Origin of the sequence: Paenibacillus dendrobii, from assembly GCF_009807035.1 — a bacterium.
Taxonomy (GTDB): domain Bacteria; phylum Bacillota; class Bacilli; order Paenibacillales; family Paenibacillaceae; genus Paenibacillus_AQ; species Paenibacillus_AQ dendrobii.
The window spans coordinates 143,262-156,677 of record NZ_WUBI01000002.1; the positions used below are offsets into that span (position 1 = coordinate 143,262).

General features: G+C 52.6%; 7 protein-coding genes. All 7 read right to left on the reverse strand.

Annotated elements, in window-relative coordinates:
- Nucleotides 1-34: 34 nt before the first annotated feature.
- Nucleotides 35-379, reverse strand: coding sequence for an RICIN domain-containing protein (locus tag GRF59_RS14260; protein ID WP_160498393.1), 345 nt, complete (start codon nucleotides 377-379; stop codon nucleotides 35-37).
- Entirely contained in the window at nucleotides 376-702 is a 327-nt protein-coding gene (locus GRF59_RS14265; RefSeq protein ID WP_160498394.1) for a hypothetical protein, read from the reverse strand. The genes GRF59_RS14260 and GRF59_RS14265 overlap by 4 nt, the downstream gene beginning before the upstream one ends.
- Nucleotides 703-752: 50 nt before the next feature.
- Entirely contained in the window at nucleotides 753-1,100 is a 348-nt protein-coding gene (locus tag GRF59_RS14270) for a DUF3472 domain-containing protein (protein ID WP_341480101.1), read from the reverse strand.
- A 164-nt stretch (nucleotides 1,101-1,264) separates the two neighbouring features.
- The gene (locus GRF59_RS14275; RefSeq protein ID WP_160498396.1) at nucleotides 1,265-5,233 is read right to left on the reverse strand and encodes a family 20 glycosylhydrolase; all 3,969 of its coding nucleotides are present in this window, start codon (nucleotides 5,231-5,233) and stop codon (nucleotides 1,265-1,267) included.
- 97 nt (nucleotides 5,234-5,330) lie between these two features.
- The gene (locus GRF59_RS14280; protein ID WP_160498397.1) at nucleotides 5,331-10,487 is read right to left on the reverse strand and encodes an endo-alpha-N-acetylgalactosaminidase family protein; all 5,157 of its coding nucleotides are present in this window, start codon (nucleotides 10,485-10,487) and stop codon (nucleotides 5,331-5,333) included.
- A gap of 65 nt (nucleotides 10,488-10,552) precedes the next feature.
- A complete protein-coding gene (locus GRF59_RS14285) occupies nucleotides 10,553-11,569 on the reverse strand; it encodes an S-layer homology domain-containing protein (RefSeq protein ID WP_160498398.1) in 1,017 nt (338 codons plus the stop codon).
- A 210-nt stretch (nucleotides 11,570-11,779) separates the two neighbouring features.
- Nucleotides 11,780-13,414 (reverse strand): response regulator transcription factor, encoded by a 1,635-nt coding sequence (locus GRF59_RS14295; RefSeq protein ID WP_160498400.1) that lies wholly within the window; start codon nucleotides 13,412-13,414, stop codon nucleotides 11,780-11,782.
- Nucleotides 13,415-13,416 lie beyond the last annotated feature (2 nt).

Consider the following 13,416-nt stretch of genomic DNA (forward strand, 5'->3'; position numbering starts at 1 on the left):
ATTTCAATATGATTCGCCCCGCATTCTTTTTACATTATTGAACCTGTACGATGCTCCACAGCTGCTGATCTGCATTCGTGCGCGGCTGCTGAACCAGAAGCGCGTTGTCCGCCAGCGAGCCGTTTTGAGCTTCAACCGCTTTACCGCTATTTTGGCTGAGAACACTGAAATAGCCCGGTAGGCTCTCGATCAAGGTCCAGAGCTGATTGCTTGAACCGGCGTAGGTATATTGGATGATCGCGGTACCGTCGGTACTTGATCCACCATTCACATCCATCGCCATGCCGCTGCTCTTATTCATCAATTTGAAGTACCCGTTACCCGTATCCACGATATTCCACAGTTGATTGCTGCTCGCTTTGTCCTGGTACTGAATCAACTGCGTGCCGTTGCTTGCGGATGCCCGGGAACGTCGATGACTTTACCGCTTTTTTTATTGACCAGCTTGTAGGAAGCAGCAGGATCAAATACGACGCTGCTCCCCACCGTTACGGGCATTGTAACCGCGCTGCTGCGGTCAAAAATATCCGTGATGGTCAGCTTCACATAATAAGTCATGCCGGCTGACAGGCCCGCCGCAACGGAAGCGGATGACGCCTCGGGCTTCACCTCGGCAGCGTGGGCCATCGGATTGCCGGTTAATGCCGCGTTATCGCATACCGAGATATCGTATTTGAATAGAGGAGAGCTGGACGGCTGCATCTGCCAGTTGACATTGAACTTCCCGTTCAGGCAAACCGCCTGGTTGCTTGCTAGCTGAATGCTGTCAAATGCAGACGATGAGGGTTGAGTGATGGAGTGGTAGGATTGCTGATGCTTGGAGTGGTCGTTCCGCCTGCTTTGAACCAGAAATAGTCGTTCGTCACGCCTCCGTCCCAATTCGCAAGGACGTTATTGGAGGAAATTTTCTGGGTGCTCCATGAATTCCAGGTACCGTCGAGCTTACGGTTATAGCCATTTTTCGTGCGTCCTTCCCTGGCATTTTGCGCCGTACCGGCCCAGTCTTCCTGAAACAGTCCCAGACCGCCATGAAGGTTGATGCTGGCTACCGGATGATCCATGTGCCACTTATTGTTCTGGACATCCTTGATCCATTGAATGCCGCAACACCGTTAGAAGCACAGAAATGACAGGTCCGCTGGAACGGGGAAAGCCCCAGGACAAGGGTCATATGAGCGCATTTCGTTCACGCGATTCCTTGACCTGGCGGGCTTTTCAGAATACATATCAATTCTCAACATTTTCTGTGCAAATCTCCGCAGCGCTACGAAGTGATATTCCGCGCTACAAGCACAAGATCCGTTAGATCGATCTTACCGTCATGATTCACATCGGCCCGTTTGGCCTGATTCCAATCGGCATCAGCCGATGTCTTGCCATAGCTGGCCGCAACGATCGCCAGATCGCCGATGCTGACTTTGCCGTCGCCGTTGATATCTCCGCTGATTCCCGTGGATTCGCGAGTGATCTCAATCTCCGCTGACGACAATCCCGCTTCGAGCTCGCTCCCCTCGGCATCGCCCAGAGTAGCCGCAGCCACCCGAATGAAGCCTTTCGTCGGCTCGGACAGCGGCTTGGTCGTGAAGGTAAGCTCCACCATGTCTCCAGCCTGTTTCACCTCATGCCCAGCTCCCTGGCTAGCCAAAATCAATCGGACGGTTCCGTCCGTATGCTTGGTTTCTACCAAGTCCACGCCTGCGTGCCGCGGCTTTGCCTCAACAAACTCCATTTTTTCGGCGTCATATTGAACCGTAAGATCCTGGGCATAGACCGCGCTGCCGACATCCTGAAGACCTAACACGGCCGTGAAGCTTTGACCGGCTTCGATCGACGATGGCAGTCGTAAGACCGTGCTTACACCGTGCTGGGCTTCTGCGGTCACCGTTACCTTCACAACCGCCTTATAGCCTCCGGCGGCGGTAACCGCCGTAATATCGGCGCTGCCTTCCTTCACTGCGCTGACCTCTGCCTTGCCGTTCACGATCTCGACCTTGGCTACGGACTCATCGCTGCTGCTCCAGCTGACCTGTTTATTGCTCGCATTCGAAGGCTGAACGGCCGCTTTCAGTTCCGCCTTATCACCGACTTTCAAGCTGATTTCCGCCGGGTCCGCCTTAATTCCGGTCACCGGCACCTCCGCGACGTTGTTCGCGTACTTGAAGTCGTCGAAGATGGCGACGGCCGGACCGAACACTCTCGCTCCCATTTTGCCTTCGTCTGCAGGCAGCTTCGGAAGAGCGCCTTCAAAATAGGTTTTACCGTTGACGATCAGCGTAATGTAGGTGCCCTCAAATTTCACTTTTACCGTGGCAGTTTCGCCTTTCTTCAATAAAGCCCCCTGATCCGTCGTCATCGCCCCGTAATTATCCTGCGCATTGACCCAATACCAGGCATTCTTATCGAATCCGACGGAAGCCCATGTATTCTCATCCACGTAACGGAAAACAATGCCGGTACGGATGACATCGCTTTCAGGTGTCACCTTGAATTCGATTTCCCCATCCTTGATCAGCGGGGAATTCTGATCCACAAACATATTGTTCACGTTGTTTGCCGTCAGTTTGAGAGCATGCTGGCTTGATCCTCCAGGCGCATCTACGACAGCCATGCTGCCGACGCCCGTTCCGATGGCATGCTGCCAGCCGCCGATCGAATTATTTTCGAAGTCCTGCGTGTACCGGATGGGCACTGGCGCAGGAACCTCATCTCCCGGGTTGGGCGGATAGACTTCTAGCTCATACAGCGAAAATCCGTACGTGCCCGATCTTTTCGTACCCTGCATCCGCACATAGCGTGCTTGCTCCGTCGGGAATTTGATCACTTCCGTCCCGCCGACACCGGCGCTGGTGGCATAGACATCCCGCCACTGCTCTCCTTTGTCCGAGACCTGTATTTTATACCCTTTCGCGTATGCATTTTCCCATTTGATAATGACCTTGCCGATGTCCGTCATTTGTCCGAGATCCACCTGCAGCCACTCATTGTCCGTATAACCGGACGACCAGCGGGAGCCGCTATCTTCGTTCTCATCAAACGCAAGCTCCGGTTTGAACTGCGGGACTTCTATAGATGAAGCCGAAGCCGGCTTATGCGCGGCGATGTTCACTGTCCAAGGCGGAGACCCCGCTTCCAGCGCGATTTCCTTCCCGGTCAGAGCTTTTTTGTACAACTTCAGGTCATCCAGCATTCCCGTAAATGCTTGGCTGCGGCTTCCGGCGAATGCTGCCGGCATTCGGGTCACATCCGCGACAGACGCCTTAAGTTCCCCGTCGACATACAGCGAGGTTCCTTTCAGGTCGCCTCTGAAGGCAACATGTACCCAGCGACCGGTAGGAATGGATGCGTTGAAGCTGAAATCATAGCCCTCACGGGTAAATCCCGCTTTGCCTGTCGTTTTCTGCTTAAGCTTCAGCGCACCGTAGTCCGACTCCATGAAAATCGCTTCGCCCTCCTGCTGCTGTTCCTCCAGCTTTACCCATGCGGAGGCGGTCCACGGAAAACCTACGTCGCCAAGGCCCGTCGAGATATGACTGCTGCCTCCATGAAAAGAACCAGCTTTGCCCGTTTTTCCTGCGCTTGCCAAATCCACTTCATTCAGCTTGCCGTCATAACCATTGCCGGATTGATCCTGGGTGCTCGTGCCGACGCTCTCTTCCAATGGATAATGAACGATCAGATCCGTGGCGGAGTCGACCGTATGCATCAGTTGTGTCCCTGGACCTTCGCCAAGCGTGCCTGCAAGCTGTTTGAAATCGGAGTACGCGGTATCTGTGCTTAAACCTCTCCACATTTTTTCGGCTAGTACCGGCATCGCCTGTTTCACGCGATCATGCACCTCGTCCGCGGTAACCTTTTTGCCGAGCAGATCGTTCCAAACCGCAAACATGCCGCCAAGCAGCTTCGGTTCTCCGTCCTTCAGATTCAGGCTACCGCCGAATACGGTCGGATCCCAATTGTTATACAGCCACTGTGAGTCCAGATAGTCGTGGTAGTAGGAAGCCTTGGGGACGATGTAAAGATAAGAGTCGAGCGTATTGATAATGTTATAGCCCTGATTAACGGTTTCAACCGGATCTTGCCATCCATTGGACCAGCCATGTGTGATAATGTCCGTATCCACTGGGGTCGTCCCCGGAAATTGCTTTAAACTCCCCCACATTCTCGCCTGTTTTCCTTTGCTTTTGAAAAAAGCATTCATCTCGTTTAAGAACTGCCGGTACTTTTCATAGGTCGACTTGTCGTTACGGTCAAATTCATCCGCTCCGAAATGAACGGTACCCGAATCGAACCACTTGCCATCCAGATATTCGCTCCAGACATCCTTGACGAAATCGACCGCTTCCGGGCGGGTGATATCCAAATGATCCACAGGCAAATTATCCTTGACGAGATCCGGCCTTACCTTGGTAAAAGCCAGGGCATGGCTCGGCGTATCGAACTCCGGCGTAATCGTGACGCCGCGGATGCCCGCGATATCCTGCAGTTCCCGGAAATCCTGCTTGCTGTATGAGCCGTCCTTTGCCGTAAGCTCGGGATACTTCGTGCTTTCCAGCCGGAATGCGGAGTACTTGTTCCAGTTCGCCCGGCTCGTATCGCTAAAAATTTCGTTGTCGTTTAAATGAAGCTGAAAGTCGTTCATTTTATAGTAGGACATGAACTTGGCATAGTCCTTCAGAAAGCTCATCGGGAAGAATTTGCGCCCGACGTCCAGCATAAAGCCTCTTTCCTTGTACTTGGGATAGTCTTTCGCTGTCCCCTTCACAATGCTGGCCTTCGAAGGATCTTGTTCTAAGATTTGCAGCGCCGTTCTCGTGCCGTAAAACACGCCGGTTTCCGTATTGGCCCGGATCGAAACGAAATCCCCCGCCTCAAAAGCGTATCCTTCATCACCGATGGAATCGTCCCGGGTCTTATTCATCAGCAGCAGGAAGTCCCCTTTTGCGGCCGACGCCGAACCGGAAGCGACGACTGGAAGATCATAACCGGTCATTTCTTTTAAATCCTCTTGCAATACCTTGGCCGTCTCCGGGAGCTTGCATGCACATGAGGCTGCATCAATGACGATTCTGGAGCCTGAAGTCATTGTAAAGTTTCCTGAGCCGCCGCTCCATTCCCTCAGACTCGGAATGACCTTCGGCTTAGCATTCACATCTGCTGCAGCGCTGGCGGAGTATAGCGGAAACGTGCAGAAAACCAGGCATAAAACCATGAACACGCCCAAACTTTTTCTCAATTTACTCACCCCGATCGAACGATCTCTTTTTGGTGATTTAAACAAGGTACATGGTGCTGCCTACAAGGACACCATGTACCTCGTCATTGCTTTTGGTTTACCCTACAATCTTTTTGGCCACAATCACCAGATCTTCCAGACCGATCTGTCCATCGCCGTTCACATCGGCTTTTTTCGCCTGCTCCCAATCCGGACTGGTTGTCGATTTTCCATAATGTGCCGCAATGATCGCGAGGTCCCCGATACTCACTTTGCCGTCGCCGTTGATATCGCCGACATTCGTCACTTTGCCGCCAATTTCAACCTTTGCCTGGGACGAAGCTGCGGAATATTCCGTTCCCTGTTCGTCGGAGATCGTCGTCTTGGCTGCCGTGATACTGCCGCTGACTGGCTCCGATGTCTCCTTCGCCTTGAATGTCAGTTCAAACAAGTCCGCATTTCCGGTTACGGCATGATCCGCCCCTTCGCTGGCTGCAATCAGCCTTACTTTACCCGGCGTTTGCTGCGTTTCCAGAATGCTTACGCCTGCGAGGATGGACTTCGCGGATACAAAATCCATCAAGGCCGGATCATACGTAAACTCGATATCCTGTGCATAAACGCTGTGTTTCAGATTGCGAAGTCCGAACTGCACCTGGAATTCCGCCCCGCTTTGAACTTGAACTGGTGCCGTCAGTACCGTCGATTCTTCCTGATTGCCGCCGTTTTTACGTACGGTAATCCGGCTGACATCCGTAAAGCTCCCGTCTGTCGTTGTGACGGTGATCTCGGCGGTTCCTTCTTTCTTGGCGGTAACGGTAGCACGGCCATCCTTCGCCTCGACGGTAGCCACCTCGTCATTGCTGCTGCTCCAGCTCACGTTCTTGTTCGTCGCATTGTCTGGAAGAATAACTGCCGTAAGTTCTGTCGTCTCACCCTCTTTGAGGGTAACCTCCTTCTTGTCGAGGGTCACGCCCGTAACCTTGACTTCTTCGGCAGCATCCGCCACCTTGAACACTTCAATTTCCGCGGCGGAAGCGAAATTGCCCACGCCCTCCACAGCTTCAAGTTTTAGATGCGTCGCGTTAACAGCCGTAAACCGGACGCTTTTTACCTTATCATCGCGAACCCAGGATCCGCTTGCGATCTTCGTGAATTCCACTCCGTCCGTGCTTGCATACAGGTTATAGCCAGTAATCGTGCCGTTCCCGGCACCGGATCTCGGCGTGTATTTGAGTTGGTTGACCTGATAGCTTCCGCCAAGATTGAGCGTAATCGATTCCGGCAGATGAGCCGGAGTCCATTTTGTATGCCACATCGTATCCGGATCGCCATCGAGCGCATTCGCCGGCTCATCGCCCGGCTGGAAGCTTGAAGCCGTGGCCGACATCTGCGACCCAGGAATCAGCTCGTTCGCGTCGTATACCTTTACGGTTACCGTGGAGGTTACGCCGCTGCCGTCTTTGGCGGTAACCGTAATCACGGCTGTCCCTGCCATATGCGCCGTTATTTTTCCTGATGAATCCACAGATACGATCTCCGGTTTGTCGGAAGTCCACAGGACGCTGCGGTCATAGGCGTTAGACGGCTCCACCCGGGCTGTGATTTGGGAGCTCTGTCCCTTATTCAGCTCAATGTCCTGCGGAGTCAGCGTAATTTTCGCCACTTTTACGCCTTCTTCAGGTGCGATCGGTCCTTCGTCATCAACGCGGATATTATCAACAACCAGCGTACCCGTCAGCTCTTTTTGATTGTTGGTTTTGTTCTTGATGATCGCGAGATATGCATCTTTTGCGCCTTCCGTAGCGAAACGGATATCCAGTGTATTGCGTCCTTCCTTCAAGTTTTCGGACGCAAGATCCCGCACCGTTCCGTTCTCGTTCACTCGAACCGCCACGGTATACATATCCAGCTCATCGGACTTGTAATCCAGCGTGAGATGATAGCGGTTATCTTCCTTCAGGCTCAGCGTATGCGGTAGCGTACGCAGCCACTCACCTGTACCTTCTTCATTCGTTTTAAGTGACCAATTTCCGTCCAGGACGTACGTTTGGATCTGATTGCCGCCCTTTTCTGCCAGATGCGTGCGGACCGGCCCTTGCTTGGAGTACACGAATGGCCCCCATCCTTCGTCCACGTTCTCGAAATCCTCGTAGAAAACGGAGTCTCCTGCATCGGTTTTGGTCGGATTCTTCCAGACTCTCACATCATCGAAAGTGACCACGGCGCTGCCTTCATCTACTTTCAAATACAGCGTCGCTTGCTCGCTTGTTGCATCAAAATTCACCTTGATTCTCTGGAAATTGGTGCCTGAGTATTTGTGCTGCTGGGATAAATATTTGTGATCCGTGTTGTCAAGCCTGTTGCTGACAGCATCATTACCTTGCTTGACGCCAATTTCGACTTTACGTTTCCCGTCCACTTTCACCCATACGGATGCCGAATAGGTTTTGCCCGGCGTAAGACCCTTAATCACCTGCTGGATCGTTGCATCGCCTGGTCCCTTGACCTGAAGCTGGTCATCCGCATTATTGTCCTTCACGTATTGAATATGGTCTGTCGCGCTTGCCGAGGAAGATTTCTGCCAAGAACCGAACTTCTGGCTGTCAAAGCCTGGATCTTTTACAAGGCCGCCTTCGCCCCATTCCATCTCCGGGCTATCCTGCGGCGTGGATTTGTACAGCACGTAGCCCACACCTTTTTCGGCGGACAGCGTTACCTTGCCTCCGCTAACCGCGACGCTGCCTACCCGTTCGTGTCCAAGATCTGTCAGCTTATACAGCTGTGCCGTCGTTACGCCGCTCCATGAAGCCGGGAGCGCCCATGTCGATGAACCGCCGGCCGGATTCCAGTGATAAATTTTATCCTCCTTCACTGGATCCCATGGTATAAAGACTTTACTGTCAGTGATTTCGCTGCTATCCGTCATGATGGCAATATCGTTGCCGTCCTTGCTCAGATGGATTTTACCGTCCGCTGCGCGCTGCACCGTAACGTTGCTGCCGAAATCAATCCGGTCATCCGTCATTTTCATGATCGGAAAATACTGCATGTATTTAGTTGGCAAGTTTTGATTAAAGAATGCTGCCGTCGTACTCTTGTAACTTGAAAAATACGAACTGCCCTGCCAGTATCCGACACCCACCTGCTTATTGCCTTTCAGCAAAGGATTGCTTAAAAAGCCGTCTAACTCCTGATTTCGGAGGAAGCGGATAATTTTGCTGTTATTGCCTTGGTTCGGATACCCGGGATCTGTTCCCCAATGCACCCATGATGCCTGTTCGAACAGTGGCCCCGCAAATTCCGTTCCTAGCATCCAGCCGTTGCCGTTGATATATTCGGCCAGTTTCTTGGCGTTATAGTCTGCGCCTTCGTAGACGTCGACATAAACAAATGAGAGATTATCTCCCGTGTCGGCCTTCAGCATATCCAGACGGCGCTTTAGCTCACCGGATTCCACGTCTTTCGTTTTGTTTACGTAGAACGCCTGATCCAGCCATCCCCAGCCCTTGGCCAGCGGCTGCGTCAAATTGTCCATTTTCGTTTCGAACGCATCCAGCATGTATTCCGTTGCGTTGATATGGACGCCGCCGCGGATATTATATTTTTTGCCTTCGCTCAGAACGAAGTTAAAGTCTTCCTTGCCGCCCTGACGAATGCCGATATGGCCGCCGTAATCCGGGTGGGAATCATCATGCCCTTCGGCCTGATAGCCCTTGAACAGAATGATTTGCCCGAAGCCGTCGGTCAGATTCGAAATTTTCTTGGCATTATCGAAAGCGCGCAGAAAAGGCGACGTTGTCGTAGAACCGATGTTCATCGAGATATACGACAGATTGTCCTTGATCAGTTCGCTTCCCTTAGGCGCCTGGGCATGCTCCCGATAAGCGATCGCTCCGTCCTGCCAATCCAACACCTTGTCGCCGTTGGCATCCGGCGTGAGGATCACCTTCACCCATGGCAAAGGCTCAGGATCCAGCACCGTACTTCCGCGATACGTGAACTCACCGCCGGATACGGCAGCCTTTTTCGTGTTCAGCGTCGCATCGGTGGCCACTTTAACGCGTACCTTGTCGTTCGCGTTCACCACATTCGTCATCACGGCTGCAGCCAGCTGATCCGAGTTAAGGAATGCGTACGTGCGTCCGCCGGATATGTTGGCCGTTGCCGTTTTCACATCCGTATACTCTTCGTTAATGATGTTCCAGCCGCCTGTGACCCAGGCCGCGGTTTCTTGTGCCTTCGGCTCCGTTGCAAGGACGGAAACAAGATCCTGATTCGGGAATTCGATCGTCTTCACTTTTTCCGTTCCGTTTTCCTGAAGGTCCGTCACTTTCATTTGGAGCACGTTATCCTTCAGTTCCATTTCCACGACCAGTTTCACGTTAATGCCTGGAACCATCAGCGTGTAAACAGCCGTTTCGCCTTTATCTCCGGCTGCATCCTTCTTAATATAGGATAGAGCCGTAGGGTAATAAGATTTGCCGTTGATTCTAAGCTCGTTCATTCCGTTCAGCTGCCCGTTCATTTCTGCGCTGCTGCTGTTCCACGTATACTTTTTCACCCGCGGAAACTCTTTGTCGATTTCGGCCTTCATTTTACCTGAAGTCAGCGTATCGGTTACCGTAATCGGCTTCGGATCCGGGTTGACCACATTGACCTTGGTCAGCTTTACGTCATCAATCAGGATCGTTTTGTTGTCGAACCAGCTGCGAAGGCCGATTTTGCCTGCCGAGGAAGGAAGCCCCGGCAGCGTCGTATTCAGGACACTGCTGCCGTCAACCGTTAGCTGCACGCTGTCCCCTTCATAATGGAGCTTAAACGTATACTGCTGCCCGGCCGCAAACGTCGGCGACGTCGACTGGATGTTACCGTACGTCTCCTTTCCGTCCTTGTACGAATCCCAGCCCCAACTGTTCGTATCATACTGAATGACATTGTAATTGTCCTTATCCACATAGCGGTATACCAAGCCAAAACGCGTTGGCGCCTGATTGAATTTAAGCTTCACTTCGTAATCCCCATGTGCGGTCTGAGGAGCTTCCATGTCCGCCATGATGACCGCACCTTGGGTAACCGCCTTGACGGCCCCGCTGTCAGCCGTAAAAGTCGTCGTACCCTTCACGGCAGTCCAGCCGCTCACATTCCCGTCATTATAATCCTTGACATACGCATCGCCATCCCCCGCCGCAAAAGTGCTTCCGGCAGAAAAACAAAGCTGCAGGCCAACGAGCGCGGACAGGATGATGCCAAACGGCAAGAATTTTCTCTTCACTTTCATCTTCCTCTCTGCTTACGAATCATGTCCTCTTTCTTTCGGTAACGATGAATTGATTTCGCCTATTTGCCTGCCGACAGCAGGCGCTTGATGACAACGGCAGATTCCGCTCTTGTCGCATGCTCTTTCGGAGCAAACGTCGTATCCGTTCTACCCTTCATGAGTCCCGAGGAAATGGCAAAGCTGACGGATTTTTGCGCCCAAGCGCTGATTTTACCGGCGTCCTTGAACGATACGGATGCGGTTCCCGTGAGATCATCTGCCTTGACCCCCTGCGCAGCAGCCTTTGCCCGCATCAGCATCGTGCTCATCTCTTCGCGCGTAATACTCTGATCCGGAGCAAACTTATTGCTGCTCACACCGCTGATGATGCCTGCCGAATAAGCCTTTTTCACCGTATCCTCGTACCAGGCCCCGGTCTTGACGTCCGCGAACGGATTTTTGCCGGCTCCCTCCTTCAGGTCAAGCGCTCTTGTAATCAGGGCGGCGAACTGGGCCCGAGTAACATTGCTGTTCGGCGAAAAGCGGTCGCTGTCCATGCCCTCCACGATCTTTTGATCCACCATTTGCATAATATCGTCTTTGGCCCAATGTCCGGCGATATCCTTGAAAATTTTCATGTATGTAGCCGATTGGCCCGGCGAAATGACCTGATCCTTCAGGTTTTTGTCGAGCATTTTCATCGATGTCCATTCCACATGGGAAGAGCCTGCCTTTTTGGCCTTGAATGTAATCGTCGCGATATCCAAATCGCCCTTTTCCCCTTCGACGTTTCCGATTTTCGTATGGGCGATCGTCACCTCGTTGTTTTTGACGATAGGCGAAACGGAATACCCTTTGATTTTCGTTTCGGCCTTGACTACCTCGAGCTCGCTTGGATCCACTTTGAATTTCACCTCATAAGCATACAGATCCTTAATATTGCTGCCCTTCAAGGTGACCGTAAACGTGGCGTCAGTCGATTCGTTTGAAGACGCTTTCATTTTGAAATCGGAAGCAGTCTCCGCATCGGCCGAAGCCAGCCAAGCAGAGGAACACAGCGTACACAGTAGTGCAAGGATTAACGATTTGCGCAGCATCTAGGAACCATTCCCTTCTTTTTTGGTCATGTCGTCTTCAAATGGATCTCCCGCAGCTTGGTGGCCGGTTACTTTCTTTCCGTTATCTATCCCTCCTTTGGCATTCAATTTTAGCGCGGCAGCACGTCTGTCTGTACCTCCTATCATATAAAGTATCAGGCTTGGAACCATGATCTATTTTGATGTGAAGTTGATCATTTTTGAATTGAATTATTCGCTGTCCCTGCGGTACGCAAGCGGACTGACTCCGGTGACTTTTTTGAAAAGCCGGCTGAAATGCTCGGGGTTCACGTATCCCACCATTTCCGCCACCTCATATATTTTGAGTCCGTTTTCCAGACCCTTTTTCGCCTTCTCGATCCGCAGCTGGGTCAAATACTGGATGAAGTTAATGCCCACCTCCTTGGAAAACTGCTTGCTGAGATAGCTCTCGCTGACCCCGACCATCTGGCTGATCACGGACAGGTGAATTTCCTCGCAGTAATGCTTCTCCAGAATGGCTTTCGTCTTGGCTACGATCGGGCTCAGCCAGATTCCGGCGCGCTCGGTTTTCGGATGCAGGCTTTCATGCAAGAAGTCCAGGTATTTGTCGCACCACTGCACGGTTTCTTCCCAGGTACCCATCAGACGGACCTGCTCCAGCGGATGCGGAAAGGCTTCGTGAAGCTCTTCCGATGACCTGCCCTTCCGGTACAAAAGCGAACCGGCCGTCCAGATCAAATCGCCGAGCTCGGACCGGATCTGTCCGGGCTGGGACGGGAATCTCCCGGTCAGCAGCTCGCAGCAGCTCTCATAGTGCCGTTTCCACGCCGAGCCGTCCGGATCTTTCAACGCTTGAACAAGCTCTGCTTTGGACTGCGGCCAGCCATCCTTCCACTCTTCCTCGGAAACGATTGCCTTCTTCTCGGATTCGGGGTAAAAAAGACGGTCGTACCCTTGATAGTAACTGAGCACGGACAGCCGTTCCGCCTGCCGGAACAGACGGTTCCATTCCTGCAGACCGTCCGCCGCATCGCTGATGCCGATCGACAAATTTAAATTGAGAAACTGCTTCAGCCTGATTTTGATATCCGTCAGCATCGCATTGCTAAGTCTCCTCACCGCCATGCTGCTGCTAAGCCCCGGAAAGGTGAAGAATACGTTATACTGCCGCTCGTCGGCCCGGCATACATGGGATACCGCCTCCTGACGGTCTTTGCCCGCTACTGATTGTACGGTCTGTAAGATCATGCGGTGAATCTGATCAAGCTGCACGGCTTCCGATAGCCGGATCACCGCCGCTACCTGGTTTTTTTCGCCCATATGCTTCTTTAAGCGGAGCAGGGATTCGTTAAAGCTTTCATCGTCCTCGCTGCATGGAAACGGCATCCATTCAACGGCCAGCCGGTGGAGTATGGAGCAGATCCATGTATCCTCATCATGATCGGCAGCGTCAGCCGACTGGCTTTGGCGCTTGTCCAGCTCTTCCACCGTTTTTTGCAGGACGGGCGCAATGTAGGACTCTTCCAGATTGGCCTTCAGCATATAGTCAAAGGCTCCCAGAACAAAAGACTCCCTTACATAATCGTAATCACCGAAGGCGCTCAGCATGATGGTCAGCGGCTGTTTGGAAAAGGTGGCGCCCCCTAGTGCTTCCAGCAGCTGCACGCCGTTCATCCGCGGCATCTGGATATCTGCGAGTACAATATCGACATCCTGCCTTTCCTCCAGCTGCTTCAACGCCTCTTCTCCGTCTCCCGCCTCTCCGATAATTTCAATCTCGCTTGAGGTCAGCGTAATGTATTCGCGCAGGGCCAGTCTGGCCAGCGGTTCGTCATCCACGATAAACGCCTTGTATTTGCCCATCT

Excerpts from the sequence above, each read along its gene's own strand:
- GRF59_RS14285 (WP_160498398.1), bottom strand. The coding sequence starts at position 11,569 with ATGCTGCGCAAATCGTTAATCCTTGCACTACTGTGTACGCTGTGTTCC.
- GRF59_RS14295 (WP_160498400.1), bottom strand. The coding sequence starts at position 13,414 with ATGGGCAAATACAAGGCGTTTATCGTGGATGACGAACCGCTGGCCAGA.
- GRF59_RS14265 (WP_160498394.1), bottom strand. The coding sequence starts at position 702 with ATGCAGCCGTCCAGCTCTCCTCTATTCAAATACGATATCTCGGTATGC.